This is a genomic window from Brachybacterium phenoliresistens, assembly GCF_000576425.1.
Lineage (GTDB): Bacteria > Actinomycetota > Actinomycetes > Actinomycetales > Dermabacteraceae > Brachybacterium > Brachybacterium phenoliresistens.
On the sequence record NZ_KK069999.1, the window covers coordinates 19,826 to 36,592 of the forward strand.

Here is a 16,767-nt window from a genome sequence, read left to right on the forward strand (position 1 = left end):
CGGCTCAGCGGCCGCGCAGGTGGTCCAGGAGACGGGCGGTGAGCTCGGGATCCTGCGGCAGCTCCTGCGCGTCGAGGTGGGTGATCGGCGCGACCAGGCGGGTGCTCGAGAGCAGCCAGGCGCCGTCGGAGGCGGCGACCTCCGCCGGGGTCATCAACCGCTCCCCCGTGCTCGCGCCCTCGGCGGCCAGCAGCGCGAAGGCGGAGGCCACGGAGGTGCCCTGCAGCACGCCCGCGCTGACCGGGGTGGTGGAGAAGGCCTCGCCATGGCGGACCAGCAGGGTGGAGGTCGGCCCCTCGAGGGCGTAGCCGTCGGTGGAGACGAACAGGACGTCGTCCGCGCCGCGCCGCTTCGCCTCGCGCACCGCCGCCATGTTCCCGGCGTAGCTGAGGGTCTTGGCGCCGGCCAGCAGCCAGGGCGCATCGGCGACGACGGTGCTGGGCAGGCCGCGGCTGAGCGCGGCGACGCGGATGCCGGCGCGCTCGCGGGACCAGTCGACGGATTCGCGGGCGTGGATCCACGCGCTGGGCCGCCCGGAGCCCTCGTTCCCGCGGGTCATCACCACGCGCACGGACAGCTCGGGGACGTCCGCGTGCTCGTGGACGGCGAGCGCGAAGGCCTCCTCGAGGATGTCGAGGTCGGGGGCGGGCAGCTCGAGCATCTCGGCGCTGCGGGCCAGGCGCTGCAGGTGGGGCCCGAGGTTCTGGGGAGCGCCGTCGAACACGCCGACGGTCTCGAAGACGCCGTCGCCGCGGGTGACGCCCAGGTCGATCACGGTCAGCTGCGCCGCGGCCTCCTCGGCGACCGCGTAGGGCATGGCGTGCGTGCCGCCGCCGGCGACTCCGGGGACCAGGACGAGGACGGGCTGGGCGGACATGCGATCGGGCCTCCTGTGCTCCGCGTGCTCCGGGACGGGCTCCCGGTGCTCGCGGGCCCCAGGCTACTCGTGCCCGATGGACTCCGAGACCAGCACCCCCGGGGGCAGCGTCACCGGGGCCGGCAGGGCATGGAAGGTGCCGAGGTCCTCGCCGATCCGCCAGCCCGGCTGGACCGGCACCGGGCAGGTGAAGAACCGCGGCGGCCGGATGGGCCCGAGCGGCGTTCCCGGCACGATCGGCTGCGGACCCCCGACCAGGGGCGGGTCGACCCGCAGGAGGGGCGGCTCGGGGGCGACGAGATGCGGCCCTCCGATGATCGGCGGCAGCTCGACCCGCGGCAGCTCGACCGGTCCGAGCGGGAGGCCCGGCAGGGCCGGGACGTGCCGCGGTCCGCCCGCATCGCGGGGCCCGTCCGGGGAGGAGGCGGCGTCCTGCTCATCGGCCGCGGCCGCGAGGGCGAGGCTGCGCCGGCGCAGCAGGTGGGCCGCGTCGGCGATCGCGGGGCGCACGCGGAAGGACCATTCGGTGCGGAAGGCGTCGGCATCCGGGCCGGTCCAGGTGACGCCCTCGATGAGGGCGCGCAGCCGGGCCTCGAGGTCGTGCAGCATCTCGGCGCGGCGGGCGACGAGCGAGGAGCCGTCGCGCAGGGACTCCGTATCGGCCCCGTAGAACGTGGTCATCCCTGCTGCCTCCTGCGCCGCTCGTCTCCCCTGCCCCTGCAGGTCGAGCGTACGGCGGGGACGCGGGCGGGGCCATGGGGAGGAGTCCCCATGGCGCCGCCGATCGCAGGAGCCCGGGCCTCAGCCGCGCTCGCGCGCCCGCTGCACGAGCAGCCGGTGGAAGCGCGTCTCCCCCGAGACCTCCGGATGGAAGGACAGGCCCAGCAGGCTCCCCTGCGCGACGGCGACGGTGCGGCCATCCTCGAGGCGGGCCAGCGCCCGGGCGGAGGGGCCGATCTCCTCGACCACAGGCGCGCGGATGAAGGTGGCCCGCACCTCCGGCGGGTCGAGAGAGGGCACCTGCAGCCGCGTCTCGAAGGACTCCGCCTGGCTGCCGAAGGCGTTGCGGCGCACGGTCACGTCGAGCCCCCCGAAGGTCTCCTGGCCGGGGGCGCCGTCGAGGATCCGGTCCGCCAGCAGGATCAGCCCCGCGCAGGTCCCCAGCGCCGGCAGGCCGTCGGCGATCGCGGCGCGCAGCGGGTCCCGCAGCCCGAAGGCGCGGGACAGCCGGTCGATGACGGTGGACTCCCCGCCGGGCAGCACCAGGCCGTCGACCTGCGCGAGCTCCTCGGGGCGGCGCACCAGCACCGCATCGGCCCCGAGGTCGGTGAGCACGCGCAGATGCTCGCGCACGTCGCCCTGCAGGGCGAGCACGCCGACGCGGACGCTCATCGGCCGCCGCCGATCCGAGGGGCCGAGGGTGCGGGGAGGTGCTCATGCATGCGCGCCAGGGTAGCGCGAGGCCCGGCCTCGGGGCGGCCCGGCGCCATCGCGGTTCATCCACGAGCACGACCCCCTTGTGTACGAACGTCCCCATCGTGGGTAGACTCCCCCGCGACGGCGCGCGCCGTCCCCCACCGAGGAAGGCAGAGCACCGCCCATGTACTCGCTCCTGCTGGCGATCATCTACATCGCCTTCATCAGCCTGGGACTCCCCGACTCCCTGGTCGGGGCCGGCTGGCCCGTCATGCACCAGGACCTCGGCGTCCCGGTGGCCTTCGCCGGCATCATCACGATGATCATCGCCGGCGGCACCATCGCCTCGAGCCTGGCCTCGGAGCGGGCCACCCGCCGGCTCGGCGCCGGGTGGGTCACGGCGATCAGCGTCGGCATGACGGCGGCCGCGCTCGTGGGCTTCTCCACCTCGAGCGCGTTCTGGATGCTGTGCCTGTGGGCCATCCCCTACGGCCTGGGAGCCGGCGCGGTCGACGCGGCCCTGAACAACTACGTCGCCCTGCACTACGCCGCCCGCCACATGAACTGGCTGCACAGCTTCTGGGGCGTGGGCGCGTCCATCAGCCCGTTCATCATGAGCTACGCCCTGACCTCCGACATGGGCTGGACCGGCGCCTACCTGACCATCGGCGTGGCCCAGGCCGGGCTGACCCTGGTGCTGCTGCTGAGCCTGCCGCTGTGGGGCCGGGCGAGGCCCGCCCCCGAGCCCGATCCGGCCGATGTCGCAGGGGAGGTCGGGCAGGCGCGCGCCCACGTCCCGCTGGCGAACGCCCTGCGGATCCCCGGCGTCCCCCTGGTCCTGACCGCCTTCTTCGCCTACTGCGCCCTCGAGAGCACGGCGATCCTGTGGGCCTCGACGTACCTGGTGAGCGAGCGGGCCGTGGTCCCCGCCACGGCGGCGGCCTTCGCCTCCCTGTTCCTGCTCGGCATCACCGCCGGGCGCTTCCTCACCGGCCTGTTCGCCGACCGCGCCGGGGACCGGCAGCTGATCCGCGGGGGCTTCCTCACCGTCGCCGCCGGGATCGTGCTGATCGCGCTGCCGGTGGGCACCGACATGCTCGCCCTGGCGGGGCTGGTGATCGCGGGCCTGGGCTGCGCGCCGATCTATCCGGCGATCATCCACTCCACGCCGGTGAACTTCGGCCGCCGCAGCTCGCAGGCGATCATCGGCATCCAGATGGCCGCCGCCTACACCGGGTCGACCCTCGCGCCGCCGCTGTTCGGCGCGCTCTCCAGCGCGACGGGGATGTGGACGTTCCCGGCCATGCTGGGCGTGCTGGTCGCACTGGGGCTGCTCATGTCCGAGCGCTTCAACCGGCTCGTGGCGCGCCGGGAGAGGCCCGCCGAGCTCGCGGGCCAGCGCCGGTGACGGCCGGCCGCCCGCGAGGCGGGCGGCGCGAGCTCACCAGCCCCGTTCGGCCAGCCGGTGCGGAGCCGGGATGTCGGCGACGTTGATGCCGACCATCGCCTCGCCGAGCCCGCGCGAGGCCTCGGCGATCACCGCCGGGTCGTCGTGGAAGGTGGTGGCCTTGACGATCGCGGCGGCGCGGGCGGCGGGGTCGCCGGAGCGGAAGATCCCGGAGCCGACGAAGACGCCGTCGGCGCCCAGCTGCATCATCATGGCGGCATCGGCCGGGGTGGCGACGCCACCGGCGGTGAACAGCACGACCGGCAGCGAGCCGGTCTCGGCGACCTCGCGGACCAGCTCGTAGGGGGCCTGCAGCTCCTTCGCGGCGACGAACAGCTCGTCGGGGTTCGAGGCGAGGGTGGCCTGGAGGTCCGCGATCTGCGCGCGGATGGTGCGGATGTGCTTGGTCGCCTCGGAGACGTCGCCGGTGCCGGCCTCGCCCTTGGAGCGGATCATGGCCGCGCCCTCGGTGATGCGGCGCAGCGCCTCGCCCAGGTTCGTGGCCCCGCACACGAAGGGGACCTTGAAGGAGCGCTTGTCGATGTGGTGGACGTAGTCCGCCGGGGAGAGCACCTCCGACTCGTCGATGTAGTCCACGCCCAGCTCCTGCAGGACCTGCGCCTCGACGAAATGGCCGATGCGGGCCTTGGCCATCACGGGGATGGAGACGGCCTCGATGATGCCGTCGATGAGGTCGGGGTCGCTCATGCGGGCCACGCCGCCCTGCGCGCGGATGTCCGCGGGCACCCGCTCGAGGGCCATGACGGCCACTGCGCCGGCGTCCTCGGCGATGCGCGCCTGCTCCGCGGTGACGACGTCCATGATGACGCCGCCCTTGAGCATCTCCGCGAGGCCGCGCCCCACCACTCCCGCTCCGGTGATCTCCTGTGCCATGTGCCCGCTCCCGCCGTCCGACTTTGATCTATGCCAAAACAGATCATGGCCCATGTCGAAGCCGGGCACCAGCGGGCGTCCGTCCCGTGGACGGCGCGGGGCACCCCTAGACTCGACCGGGTGAGCGAGCAGACCAGCACCCCGGCGGCCGCGAGGATCGCCGGCAGCACCGCGGCGGAGATCGCCGACAGCGTGCGCGAGCTCATCGACCGCGGCCACCTGTCCCCCGGCGACCCGCTGCCGCCCGTGCGCGCCCTCGCCGAGCGCCTGGGGGTGAACCGCAACACCGCCGTCGCCGCCTACCGGCGCCTGGCCCGCTCCGGCGCGGTCGTCTCCCAGGGCCGCGCCGGCACGCGGGTGAGCCGCCCCGCCCCGCCCGCGCAGGAGGGCTATGCCGCCGCCGGGTCTCTGCGCGACGTCGGCACCGGCAATCCCTCCCCGGCGCTCATCCCCGACCTCGCCCCCGCCCTGCAGTCCGCGGCCGGGCGCCCCGTGCTCTACGGGGAGGCCGTGATCGACCCCGGCTTCGAGGCCTGGGCCCGCTCCTGGATGGCGCCCGATGTCCCCGTCGAGGCCGACGCCCTGCGCCTGACCCTCACCAGCGGCGCGGTCGACGCGGTCGAGCGCCTGCTCAGCCAGGCCCTCATGCGCGACGACGCGATCGCCCTGGAGGACCCCTGCTTCCTCGCGAGCATCCAGACGGTGCGCCTGGGCGGATACCGCGCGGTCCCCGTCCCGGTGGACGCCGAGGGCATGACCGTCGAGGGGCTGCGCGCCGCGCTGGACCAGGGGGTCCGCGCGGTGGTGTGCACGCCGCGGGCCCAGAACCCCACGGGCGCCTCCCGCAGCGCGGCCCGCGCCGCGGCGCTGCGCGAGGTCCTGGCCGAGCATCCGTACGTGCTGGTCATCGAGGACGACTACTACTCGATGCTGTCGCGCCACCCGTTCCACACGATCATCGGCCCGGAGCACCGGCGCTGGGCGCTGGTGCGCTCGGTCTCGAAGTTCGCGGGACCGGACCTGTGCCTCGCCGTCGCCGCCACGGACCCCCGCACCGCCGAGCGCCTGGCGCTGCGGCTCGGCTCGGGGACGACGTGGGTCAGCCACCTCCTGCAGCGGATCGGCCACGCGGTGCTGCGCGACCCGGCCGCGCTCGCGCTCATCGAGCGCGCCGGGGCGCACTACGCCGCGCGCAACGCGGACTTCGCGGGCCGCCTGGCTCGCCACGGCATCGTCGTGCCGCCCGGGGACGGGCTCAGCCTGTGGGTCCCCGTGCCGGTCCCCGCGCGCCAGGTCGCCGATCGGCTCATGCGCCGCGGCTGGCTGGCCCGCACCGGGGACGAGTTCCAGCTCGACCCCGAGTCCGGGCCCTCGCACCACCTGCGCCTGACCGTCCACGACCTCCCCGAGGACGATGCCGAGCAGCTCGCCGCCGACGTCGCCGCCGCGGCCGCCGAGGCCGGCTGAGGTCCCTCAGCCGAGCGCGCCGGACTCCGCAGCGTGCCGCATCTGCGTCTGCGCGGAGCGGACGACGGCGAACGCCTCCTTGAGGTGGCCCCGGTCGAAGGCGGTCATCGCCTCGGGCGTGAGCTCGTCGGTGAGGATCAGCCCGCGCTCGCGGCGGGCCTGGCGGTGGCGCAGGCGGATCTCGCACAGGAGGGTCAGGGCGTTGTCGAGGTCACGGGCGGTCGCCGGCGGCAGCAGCCCGGCGCGCTGCGCGGCCTCGAGCCGCCGCGGGGACGCCGGGTCGATGCTCCCCGCGGCGAGGCCGTAGACGCGGGCGATGTCGACCACCGGGTCGATCCCGCCGCGGGCGATGTCGAGCACCTTCTGACCCTCCCCGTCGCGGCTGAGCACGAAGGTGCGGAAGAAGCCCAGCGGCGGTGCGACCTGGACGGCGTTCGCGGCGAGCGCCCGCACCAGGGTCCCGGGGCGGCGCAGCCGGGAGCGCAGCTGCGCGAGGAGCTCCTCGGCGAGGTCCTCGTCCCCGTGCAGGGCCCGCAGGTCCAGGAGGGCGGAGACCTCGCGCAGCTCCTCGCGGTCGGCCTCCTCGATCCACCGCTGCAGGTACTCCCGCCAGGGGCCGATGGGCTGGCGCCATCGCGGGTTCACGGCCAGGGGCCCCTCGCGCTGCTCGATGCCGCAGACCTCGAGCCCGCTGGTCACGCGTCGCGCGAGCTCGGAGAAGTACTGCTCGGCATCGGCCAGGGCGAACTCGTCGCCGGGGTCGAGGTCCTCGAGGACCAGGGCGCTGGCCTGGCCGCTGCCGAGGGACCATTCGCCGCGGGCCTGCGCCCCCACCGCCAGCCAGACGTACCCGCACGGCGGGGTGCCCAGACGGCGCTCGGCGAGCGCCAGCAGGCGCCGGGTGCAGGCGTCGACGATGCTGGTGAGCACGTGGGTGACCTGCAGCGGCGGCAGCTCGGCCCGCAGCAGGGCGCCCTGCAGCTCCGGCAGGCCGCTCATCATGGTCGACAGCTCGATGATCGACTCGGCCTGGGCGACCCGGCCGGCGAGCGAGATCGCGGCCATGCTGTGGTGGTCGCGGAAGAGGTCCGCCGCGGAGACGATCCCGATCACCCGGCCGCCGTCAGTCACCGGCAGGTGGCGGATGTCGTTCTCGAGCATCACGACCATCGCCTCGTAGCCGGAGCGGTCCGCCGCGATGGTGCAGGGCTGCGGCGTCATCACCTGGCTGACGGGGGTGCGCAGGTCCCGGCCCGCGGCGACCACGCGGGTGCGCAGGTCGTGGTCGGTGACCACGCCGAGCAGCTCGCCGCCGGCGCTCACGCAGGCCAGGGAGGTGTCGTGGGCGTTCATGGCCGTCGCGGCCTCGCGCACCGTGGCCCCGGGCTCGACGTGCACCACCGCCCGGGTGACGAGGTCCCGGGTGCGGGCCGCGGTCGGCACGCCCACCGCGTCGACGACGCCGGTGCGGGTCATCGCGTGCTCGAGCCGCTGCGCGCTGCCGGCGAAGGCCGCCCGCACCTCGGGGACATCGGCCGCGAGCTGGGCGAGGATCGCCGCCGGGAAGCGGTAGAGGACGGTGTCCTCGAGCGCCGTGGCCCGGTAGGCGGTGGGCTCGTGCGCGGTCGCGGACCGCCGGCCGAAGAACTCGCCCTCCCCCAGCCGCGAGCGCAGCGCCCCGTCGCTCTCGCGCAGCTCGACGGCGCCGTGGCGCACCAGGTGGACGTCGGTGTTCCTCGCCCCGGCGGCGAAGATCTCCTCCCCGCGCCGGACCCTGCGGACCTCGCCGGCGGCGGCGATCGCCGCGGAGACCTCCGGCGGCATGCGGTCCAGCGGGGGGCACTGCGCCAGGAAGTCCTGCGAGACGCTCACCGATCACCCTCCTGCCAGGAGTCCTGGCGGATCATCCGCCACAGGCCGCGCAGCTGGGCCTCCATGTCGTGGGTGCGGTCCAGCAGCCACTGCTGCTGGGCGCCGTCGGCCGCCCCGATCAGCAGGCCGGCGGCCTGCTCGAGGTCCAGGTGCGGGCCGAGCTCGCCCCGCGCCTGGTGGTCGCGCAGCGCGGAGACGAGGACGCGGCGCATCCACGCCAGGCGCTCGGTGAAGAACGCCTGGGCGGGATGGCCGGGGATCGTCGCCTCGGCGGAGAACTCGACGTAGAGCTGCACCAGCCCGGGCACCTGCGCGTTGTGCGAGATGATGGCGATGAACCCGTCGATGCCGGACTCCGGGGTGACGAACTCCGCCGCGTCCCGCTCGTCGCGGGCGCGGAGGATCTCGACGTAGAGGTCCTCCCGCGAGCCGAAGTAGTGCATGAGCCCGGTCTGGCTGAGCCCCACGGTCTCCGCGATCATCTTGTTCGTCGCATTGCGGCAGCCGGTGCGGGCCACCACCTCGAGGGCGACGTCGAGGATCTCCCGCCGTTTGGCGATGCCTTTCGCATAGGGGCCCCGGCTGCTCATGCCCTCAGGGTACAAGTCCGGCTATCGGACCCCCTTGATGAAGAAGATGACGATCGCGCCGGCCAGCGCCGAGCCGCCCGCGACGAACAGCAGCAGCGTGTAGTTCGGGTACGCGCCGACGTAGATCAGGGCGCCGCCGATGACGGGGGCGAGGGTCTGCGGCAGGGCGTTGGCGATGTTGAACACGCCCAGGTCCTTGCCCGCGTCGTCGGGGTTGGGCAGCACGTCCGTGACCAGCGCCAGGTCGACGCCCACGTAGATGCCGTAGGCGAAGCCCAGCAGCACCTCGACCAGGAGGAACTGCGTCTCCGTGCTCACGCCGGCCAGCAGCACGGTGCCCAGGGCGAACAGCATCGTCGAGGACCAGACGAAGATCTTGCGCCGGCCGAGCAGGTCGGAGACCTTCCCGGCGATCCAGGCGGTCGCCACCAGGGCGAGGGTGTAGACCAGGACGCTCTGGGTGATCAGGCGGACGGTCTCGCCCTCGTCCAGCCCGAGCTCCCGCTGCAGGAAGAAGAAGCGGAAGGTGGTGAACATGAAGCTGCCCAGGGTGACCAGGAAGCGGGACCACCAGGCGAGCGCGAAGTCGGGGTAGCGGCGCGGGTCCACCCAGAAGGTCTCCGCCCACTCGCGCAGGGTCATCCGCGGCGGGGAGACGGGCAGCACCTTGTCCGGCAGCAGGAACGCGAAGACCACCATCGCGACGATCGCCAGCAGCGAGGGGCCGATGAACATCACCGGGATGTTGTCGATGAACAGCTCGGCGACGTAGGTGCCGCCGAGGATGCCGACGTTCTGCGCGATGCCCAGCAGCGCCGTGATGCTCCCGCGGCGGAACCGCGGCACCTGGTCGGCGATGGTCGCCACGAACGGCGCGAGCGTCATGTTCGCGCCGATCTGCGCGATGCCCCAGCCGAGGGTCGCCAGCAGCAGGCTCGGGGCGAGGCCCATGACGGCCAGGCCGACGGTCATGATGCTGGTGCCGGCGACGATCCAGGGACGGCGGCGCCCCCACCGGGACCGGGTGTGGTCCGAGAGCCGCCCGAAGACGACGTTCGCGACGACGGCGCAGGCCGCGCCGACGCCGGCGAGCACGGCCAGGGCGCCCTCGGCGCCGTCCTCCGCGATGACGCCGGCCCCGACCAGGGAGTTGATCTTCAACCCGACGCCGACGATCGCCGGGCCCAGCAGCGCGACGAAGAAGACGAACTGGGCGAGGATGAGGCCGATGACGTAGCGCCGCGGCGGCGGCTGCGTCGGCTCCTCGAACCAGTGGTGCTCTCCGCGCAGCCGCATCGCCGCTGTGACGCCGGACGGCGTTCCCGCCGCGGATCCGCTCGTGGTCATGACTGCCTCCATCGGCCCGGGGACGCCGTCGGACCTGCGGGCGTCCCGTGTGACGGCGAGTATGCACCCGAATCCCGGAGCGTGCACGCTTTTCGCCGGATCCGCTCCGCGCCCGGGTCTCTTGACCGCGAAAACCTGGAGGGATACGGTTTCTCGATCACCCCGGCATCCGACGACGGCCCCAGGAGCACCCATGAGCGAGCACGTCACCTCCCGCGATCTCACCCTGGAGGAGAAGGCGTCCCTGACCAGCGGCCGCGACTTCTGGTCCCTCGAAGGCCTCGAGCGCCTCGGCGTCCCCTCGATCATGGTGACCGACGGCCCGCACGGCCTGCGCAAGCAGCGCACCGGCGGGGACCACGTCGGCCTCACCGACAGTGTGCCGGCCACCTGCTTCCCGCCCGCCGTGGGCCTGAGCGCCGCCTTCGACCCCGATCTCGCCCGCCGCGTGGGCGCGGCGCTCGGCCTCGAGGCCGCGATCGAGGACGTCGCCGTCCTGCTGGGCCCGGGCATCAACATCAAGCGCTCCCCGCTGTGCGGCCGGAACTTCGAGTACATGTCCGAGGACCCGATCGTCTCCGGCGAGATCGGCGCCGGCCTCGTGCAGGGGATCCAGTCCCGCGGCGTCGGCTCCTCGCTCAAGCACTTCGCGGTCAACAACCAGGAGACCGAGCGCCTGCGGGTCTCCGCCGATGTCGACCCGCGCCCGCTGCGGGAGATCTACCTGCGCGGCTTCCAGCGCGTGGTCCGCGACGCGCAGCCGTGGACGGTCATGTGCTCCTACAACCGCATCAACGGGGTGTACGCCTCCGAGGATCCGTGGCTGCTCACCGACGTCCTGCGCGGCGAATGGGGCTTCGAGGGCGTGGTCGTCTCCGACTGGGGCGCGGTCGACGACCGCGTCGCGGGACTGCCCGCGGGCCTGGACCTCGAGATGCCCTCCAGCGGCGGTCGCACCGACGCCCAGCTGGTCGCCGCCGTGCGCGAGGGCCGCCTGGAGGAATCGGCCCTCGACCTCGCGGCCGATCGTCTCCTGGAGCTGATCCGCCGGGCCCAGGAGCGCCCCGCGCAGCCGGGACCCCTGGACGTCGACGCCCATCACGCGCTCGCCCGCGAGGTCGCCGGGCGCGCCATCGTCCTGCTGAAGAACGAGGACGCGCTCCTCCCGCTCGCCCCCGAGGCCCGCCTCGCCGTCATCGGCGAGTTCGCCCGCACCCCGCGCTACCAGGGCGCGGGCTCCTCCCAGATCACCCCCACCCGCCTGGACGTCCCCCTCGAGGAGATCCGTGCGCTGTCCCGCGGCGAGGTCGGCTTCGCCCCCGGGTTCACGACCGACGGCTCCGGCGACGTCGCGGCCCTGCGCGCGGAGGCGGTCGAGCTCGCCGGGAAGGCGGAGGTCGCAGTGGTCTTCCTGGGCCTGCCCGACGCCGCCGAGTCCGAGGGCTACGACCGCGAGCACATCGACCTGCCCGCCGATCAGCTCGCACTGCTGGACGCCGTGCTGGAGGCGAACCCGCGCACCGTCGTGGTGCTCTCGAACGGCAGCGTCGTCGCGCTGCCCTTCGCCGACCGCGTGCCGGCGATCCTCGAGGGCTGGCTGCTGGGGCAGGCCGGCGGCGGCGCCCTGGCCGATGTCCTCCTCGGGGCGGTGAACCCCTCGGGCCGGCTCGCCGAGACCATCCCGCTGCGCCTGGAGGACACCCCCGCCTTCGGGAACTTCCCCGGCGAGCACGGGCACGTCCGCTACGGCGAGGGGCTGCTGGTGGGATACCGCTGGTACGACGCGAAGGACCTCGCGGTGCGCTACCCCTTCGGCCACGGCCTGTCGTACACGAGCTTCGCCTACGGCGAGGCGACCGCCGCCCTCACCGCCGCCGGCGACATCGCCGTGACGGTGCCCGTGACCAACACCGGCGACCGGGCCGGCCGCGAGGTCGTGCAGCTCTACACCGCCCTGCCGGGCTCGTCGGTGCAGCGCCCCCCGCGGGAGCTGAAGGCCTTCGCGAGCGTGGAGCTGGCACCCGGCGAGACCCGCCCGGTGGAGCTCCTGGTGCGCCGCGAGGACCTCGCGCACTGGGACGTCCGCGTCGAGCGCTGGATCGTGGAGGGCGGGACGTACACCCTCGAGATCGGCGCCTCCAGCCGCGACCTGCGCGCCGCCGCGAGCATCGAGGTCGAGGGGGATCCGGTGGACCTCCCGATCACCCTGTCCTCGACCTTCGAGGAGCTGCTCGCCCATCCGGTGGCCGGGCCCGCCCTGCAGGCCGCTCTCGACGCCCGCTACGGCGACGCGGACTCCCACCTGCTCACCATGATCGGCAACTTCCCCGTCGACCGGCTCGACGGCTTCCCGCTGCCGCGCGCGGAGCTCGAGGAGATCGTCGCGGCCGCCCGCTGAGCGCTAGGAGCGCGGCACCAGGCACACCACGAGGCCGCCCTCGCGCCAGAGGAGCTGGTGCTCGAGGGGGTCGCCGTCGATCTCGGCATCGATGACATCGAGCCCCGTGCCCGCCGGCGCCCCGCGGAGGTCGCCGACGGCGACCGTCCCCTCCGGCAGGTCGGCGCCGGCCGTCGGGGCGGTCATCGCGCGCAGCGGGGCGTCCTCGGCGGCGCCCGTGCCCAGCAGGGCGTCGAAGAGATGCTCGTCCATCAGGGCGTGGGCCCGCTTGGCGCGCTCGCGCTCGTCCTCGGGGCCGTCCGCGTCCAGCGCCGCGAGGGTCGCCTCGAGCGCATCGGCGTAGCGCTGCAGGTAGCCGGCCAGGTCCGGGGCGGCCAGGCGCAGGGCGAGGTCCTCCCCGATGCCGTAGACCGCGCCGGGGGCGCCGTCCTCGTCCACGGTGAGCACGACGGCGACGTCCGCTCCCTCGTGCAGGGGGTAGTAGCTGGTCGGCGGGCCGAGCAGGGTGTACGGGCCGACGTCCGCGCGCTCGGCGACCAGCAGGGTCAGGCCCGCCTCCCCGTGCACGGTCAGGCCACCGATCTCCTCGACGACCTGCTCGAGGGCCGGCGGCGGATCCCCGGCATCGACCTCGACCTCGCCCTCGGCGGCGAGGCCGGGGATGAGGGTGACGTCCCGCTCGTGGGTGCGGGCGAGGGAGCCCAGGCGCTCGATCACGGGGCGCAGCGGGGCCACCGGCAGCACGCCCGCGGCGGCCGGCCAGGACAGGCGGCGGGGGTCGAGGGCGCTCATGCGGTCACCTCCCGGCGGTGCGCGGCGCGTCCCGGGCGGGTGCGCAGCACGCGCGCGGCCCCCCGGTGCTGCGGGAACGCCGCGAGATAGGCGGCCTCCCAGTCCCGGACGAAGGCATCGGCCTGCGCATCGGGGACCAGCGCCCAGACGCTGCCGCCGAATCCGGCGCCGAAGGCGCTCGCGGCCACCGCGCCGAGGGAGCGGGCGGTGCGCTGCAGGGCGATCGTCTCGGGGACCTGGTTGCCCAGGTGCTGCTCGGCGGCGGCCTGGGACTCGTCGACCAGGCGGCCCAGCTCCTCGAGGTCGCCGTCCTCGAGGGCGACGGCGGCCGCGGGCACCAGGCGCTCGGACTCGGCGAGGAACTGCTCGAGGCGGCCGGGCAGGTAGTCCTCGCCCGCGACGAGCCCGGCGATCGCGGCGGCCGAGGTGGGGGCGGTGGCGACGGCGGCGGCGAGGGTCGGGTCCATCCGGGCGCGGTCCAGGTTCCAGCGGCGCAGGATCTCCGCGGCGGCGAGGGAGATGCGGTTGTAGTCCTCCCGGGCGGCGCCGGTCTTGTGCGCCTCCACCCCGCTGACCGCGATGACGAGGCAGTGGCCCTCCGGGAAGGGCACCTCCCGCTCGCGCTGCACCGGGCAGAAGGAGTACTGGACCAGACCGCCCTCGGGCGCGCAGAGCATGGCGGTGTGGTCCTCGCTGCCGCCGAAGGTGCCCACGCCGCGGTCCCCGGCCAGCTCCCCGAAGCTCTGCCCGTTCTCGAGGGTGCCGAGGTACTCGGCCAGGTGCTCGCGGTCCGGCACGGCGCGCACGAAGCGCGGGTCCTGCGCGATGCCCGAGAGGTCGATGAGCACCAGCGCCAGCCCCACGATCAGGGCCGAGGAGCTGGACATGCCCGCCGCGGGCGGCAGGGTGGAGGTGATCTCGACCTCGGCGCCGCGCAGTATGCCGGGGAAGTTCGCGTCCAGCCGCGCGGCGACGGTGCGGACGTAGCCGCTCCAGTGCCCGTCCTCGGCCGGCGCGGCCGCCGCCGGGGCATCCAGGTCCAGCTCGACCGCGTCCTCGGACAGGGAGGAGACCACGCGCAGCACGCGGTCCTCGCGGGCCCGGGCCGTGACCGTGTGGCCGAGGTCCACGGCGGCGAGCAGGGATCGGCCCCCGGCGTAGTCGGTGTGCTTGCCCAGGAGCTCGACGCGGCCGGGCACGAACCAGGCGCTGGTGGTGAGCACGGGAGAGGCGGAGAGGCTGGTCACAGGGCGACCTCCACGGTCGAGAGAGCGTCCTGCACGGCGGAGACGTCCGCGCGCGAGGACATGTCCAGGACGCCGACGGCGGCCGGGACGACGGTCACGGGCTCGCCGTCCGCCACGAGCAGGCGGACGGCGTCGATGATCTCGAGCTCGCCGCGGGGCGAGGGCTCGACGCGGTCGCAGGCCGCGAAGATGGCGGGGGTGAACAGCCAGGCGTTCATGGAGATCGGCGCGTCCTCGCCGAAGGCGGCGAGGGTCTGCGCATCGGGCTTCTCGACGACGTCGACCAGCAGGCCGTCCGCTCCCCTGCGCACGAGCGCGAAGGCGCGGATCCGCTCGGCGGGGATGTTCGAGCGCTCCAGCAGGGCGGCGCGGTCGAAGCCCAGCAGGGCGCTGCCCGGGGCGCCGGCCAGCGCCCGCAGCGCCTCGGCGGGGTAGTAGTTGTCCGAGTTCAGGACGATCACCCGGTCCTCGCCGGCGAAGTCGCGGGCGGCGGCGACGGCATCGGCGGTGCCGCGCGGCTCCTCCTGCACGGCGCTGCTCACGCGCACCCGCCCGCCGGAGGCCGCGGCGGCGTACTCGCGCAGCACCTCGTGCTCGGGGCCGATGACCAGGCAGACCTCCTGGATCCCGGCATCGGCCAGGGCGGAGATCACGTAGTCGAGAAAGGGCCGCCCGACGTCCATGAGGGCCTTCACGCCGGAGGCCGCGACGGCGGCCTGGGCGGAGCTGAGCTCTGCCGCGGCATCGTCGCGGCGCATGCGGGTGCCGAGCCCTCGGGCGAGGATGACGGCCTTGGTCGGGGCGGGGGGCGGAGTGCTCACCCGAGGATTGTACGGAGGTGCCTGCCCGGCGCGTGGGCCGCACTGCGCGCGTCCGGGGTCGGCGTGCCATCCTGGCCCTTCCTCGTCGCCTCTGTTCGGAGGTCCCCATGGGACGTGAGATCGGCTCCACCAGCTACACCCGCGCCCAGCGCACCGCGTACCGCCTCGAGCTGCGCCGCAACCTCGATCTGTTCGAGTCCTATCTGGACACCGCCGTGTTCGTGGTGGACGGCACGATCGGCATGGAGCTGGAGATGAACCTCGTCGACGAGGCGCTCCAGCCGGCGCTGACCTCGGTGGAGGTGCTCGACGAGCTCGCGGACGAGGACTATGTCCACGAGATCGGGCGCTACAACGTCGAGGTCAACCTCCCGGTGACCCATCCCGGCGGCGGCGGCCTGCAGCGCCTCGAGGAGGACGTCGAGGACCGGATGCGCCGGGCCGATGCCGCCGCCCGCGCCCACGGCAGCCGGATCGTGCCGATCGGGCACCTGCCCACCATCTCCGAGGAGCTGCTCTCCGGCGAGTCGTGGCGCTCCCCCGGCGCGCGCTACGACGCCCTGGACAAGATCGTCCTCGAGGCGCGCGGCGAGGAGATCCATCTCCGCATCGAGGGCGAGGGCCGCGGCCTGGACGCCCTGTTCGACTCGATCTCCCCCGAATCCGCCTGCACCTCGATGCAGCTGCACCTGCAGGTCGCCCCGGAGAAGTTCGCGGCGGCCTGGAACGCCGCGCAGGCGATCGCCGGACCGCAGGTCGCCCTCGGGGCGAACGCCCCGTTCCTGCTGGGGAAGCGGCTGTGGCACGAGACCCGCATCCCGGCGTTCGTGCAGTCCCTGGACACCCGCCCGCCGGAGTACGCCGAGCAGGGCGTGCGCCCGCGCGTGTGGTTCGGCGAGCGCTGGATCACCTCGATGTTCGACCTCTTCGAGGAGAACGTGCGCATGTTCCCGGCGCTGATCCCGGAGACGCGGACGATGGCCGAGGAGCCGCTGCTGACCGAGGGGGCCGCCCCGCGCCTGCACGAGCTGATGCTGCACAACGGCACCGTCTGGCGCTGGAACCGGCCCATCTACGATCCCGGCACCGACACCCCGCACCTGCGGCTGGAGAACCGCCTGCTGCCGGCGGGGCCGACGTCCCTGGACATGGCGGCGAACGCGGCGTTCTTCTACGGGCTGGTCCACTCCCTGCTGGGCGAGCGGCGGCCGCTGTGGTCGCGGATGAGCTTCGAGCAGGCCTCCGACGCCTTCCTGGCCTGCTCCCGGTGGGGCCTGGAGGCGCGGATCCGCTGGCCGCGGATCGGCCGGGTGCGGGTCGCGGACCTGCTGGTGGACCACCTGATCCCCCAGGCCATGGACGGCCTGAAGGATCTCGGGGCCGATCCGGCGGTCGCCGCCCGCTACGGCGAGGTGCTGCTGGGCCGCGCCCGCACGGGACGCAACGGCGCCCGCTGGCAGATCGACACCGTGGGCTCCCTCGAGCTGCACGGCGCGAGCCGCCCCGAGGCCCTCGCGGAGATGACCCGGCTGTACATCGAGGGGGTCTGGTCCGGCTCCCCCGTGCACGAGTGGCCGATGCCGGCGCGGCGCCGCTGAG

General features: G+C 74.3%; 14 protein-coding genes. 4 read left to right on the forward strand and 10 right to left on the reverse strand.

Annotated features, from left to right (window positions below; genetic code table 11):
* Nucleotides 1–4 precede the first annotated feature (4 nt).
* From BF93_RS13510 to pdxT, 3 genes are all read right to left on the reverse strand, one after another.
* Nucleotides 5–877, reverse strand: coding sequence for an aminotransferase class IV (locus BF93_RS13510; protein WP_038373355.1), 873 nt, complete (start codon nucleotides 875–877; stop codon nucleotides 5–7).
* Nucleotides 878–940: 63 nt separating this feature from the next.
* Nucleotides 941–1,558, reverse strand: coding sequence for a WXG100 family type VII secretion target (locus BF93_RS13515; RefSeq protein ID WP_038373356.1), 618 nt, complete (start codon nucleotides 1,556–1,558; stop codon nucleotides 941–943).
* 120 nt (nucleotides 1,559–1,678) lie between these two features.
* Entirely contained in the window at nucleotides 1,679–2,269 is a 591-nt protein-coding gene (gene pdxT, locus BF93_RS13520) for a pyridoxal 5'-phosphate synthase glutaminase subunit PdxT (RefSeq protein ID WP_038373357.1), read from the reverse strand.
* Nucleotides 2,270–2,477: 208 nt separating this feature from the next.
* Here pdxT and BF93_RS13525 point away from each other — a divergent pair, with 208 nt between their 5' ends.
* Nucleotides 2,478–3,701, forward strand: coding sequence for an MFS transporter (locus BF93_RS13525; RefSeq protein ID WP_038373358.1), 1,224 nt, complete (start codon nucleotides 2,478–2,480; stop codon nucleotides 3,699–3,701).
* 33 nt (nucleotides 3,702–3,734) lie between these two features.
* Here BF93_RS13525 and pdxS read toward each other — a convergent pair whose 3' ends face one another.
* A complete protein-coding gene (gene pdxS / locus BF93_RS13530) occupies nucleotides 3,735–4,634 on the reverse strand; it encodes a pyridoxal 5'-phosphate synthase lyase subunit PdxS (RefSeq protein ID WP_038373359.1) in 900 nt (299 codons plus the stop codon).
* Nucleotides 4,635–4,754: 120 nt separating this feature from the next.
* Between pdxS and BF93_RS13535 the strand changes: the two genes are divergently transcribed.
* Complete coding sequence (locus tag BF93_RS13535; protein WP_232226435.1) at nucleotides 4,755–6,101, forward strand: aminotransferase class I/II-fold pyridoxal phosphate-dependent enzyme; 1,347 nt, start codon at nucleotides 4,755–4,757, stop codon at nucleotides 6,099–6,101.
* A gap of 6 nt (nucleotides 6,102–6,107) precedes the next feature.
* Here the strand turns inward: BF93_RS13535 and BF93_RS13540 are convergent, their stop codons facing one another.
* The 3 genes from BF93_RS13540 to BF93_RS13550 are packed head-to-tail and all read right to left on the reverse strand — an operon-like array spanning nucleotide 6,108 to nucleotide 9,910.
* Nucleotides 6,108–7,973, reverse strand: a complete 1,866-nt coding sequence (locus tag BF93_RS13540) for a putative nucleotidyltransferase substrate binding domain-containing protein (RefSeq protein ID WP_038373360.1) — start codon at nucleotides 7,971–7,973, stop codon at nucleotides 6,108–6,110.
* The gene (locus BF93_RS13545) at nucleotides 7,970–8,563 is read right to left on the reverse strand and encodes a TetR/AcrR family transcriptional regulator (RefSeq protein WP_038373361.1); all 594 of its coding nucleotides are present in this window, start codon (nucleotides 8,561–8,563) and stop codon (nucleotides 7,970–7,972) included. Before BF93_RS13545 ends, BF93_RS13540 begins: the two co-directional genes overlap by 4 nt.
* A gap of 21 nt (nucleotides 8,564–8,584) precedes the next feature.
* Entirely contained in the window at nucleotides 8,585–9,910 is a 1,326-nt protein-coding gene (locus tag BF93_RS13550; protein WP_038373363.1) for an MFS transporter, read from the reverse strand.
* Nucleotides 9,911–10,103: 193 nt separating this feature from the next.
* Between BF93_RS13550 and BF93_RS13555 the strand changes: the two genes are divergently transcribed.
* Nucleotides 10,104–12,308 (forward strand): glycoside hydrolase family 3 C-terminal domain-containing protein, encoded by a 2,205-nt coding sequence (locus BF93_RS13555; protein ID WP_038373364.1) that lies wholly within the window; start codon nucleotides 10,104–10,106, stop codon nucleotides 12,306–12,308.
* A 3-nt stretch (nucleotides 12,309–12,311) separates the two neighbouring features.
* Here BF93_RS13555 and BF93_RS13560 read toward each other — a convergent pair whose 3' ends face one another.
* Genes BF93_RS13560 through BF93_RS13570 form a run of 3 tightly spaced genes read right to left on the reverse strand, consistent with a single transcriptional unit; the run spans nucleotide 12,312 to nucleotide 15,168 of the window.
* The gene (locus tag BF93_RS13560; protein WP_038373366.1) at nucleotides 12,312–13,100 is read right to left on the reverse strand and encodes a hypothetical protein; all 789 of its coding nucleotides are present in this window, start codon (nucleotides 13,098–13,100) and stop codon (nucleotides 12,312–12,314) included.
* Nucleotides 13,097–14,347 (reverse strand): galactokinase family protein, encoded by a 1,251-nt coding sequence (locus BF93_RS13565; protein WP_084148559.1) that lies wholly within the window; start codon nucleotides 14,345–14,347, stop codon nucleotides 13,097–13,099. Before BF93_RS13565 ends, BF93_RS13560 begins: the two co-directional genes overlap by 4 nt.
* A complete protein-coding gene (locus BF93_RS13570) occupies nucleotides 14,344–15,168 on the reverse strand; it encodes a nucleotidyltransferase family protein (RefSeq protein WP_038373367.1) in 825 nt (274 codons plus the stop codon). The genes BF93_RS13565 and BF93_RS13570 overlap by 4 nt, the downstream gene beginning before the upstream one ends.
* Nucleotides 15,169–15,275: 107 nt before the next feature.
* On the opposite strand from BF93_RS13570, the gene BF93_RS13575 reads away from it, so the two are divergent.
* Nucleotides 15,276–16,766, forward strand: coding sequence for a glutamate-cysteine ligase family protein (locus BF93_RS13575; RefSeq protein WP_038373368.1), 1,491 nt, complete (start codon nucleotides 15,276–15,278; stop codon nucleotides 16,764–16,766).
* The last annotated feature ends 1 nt before the right edge of the window (nucleotide 16,767 follow it).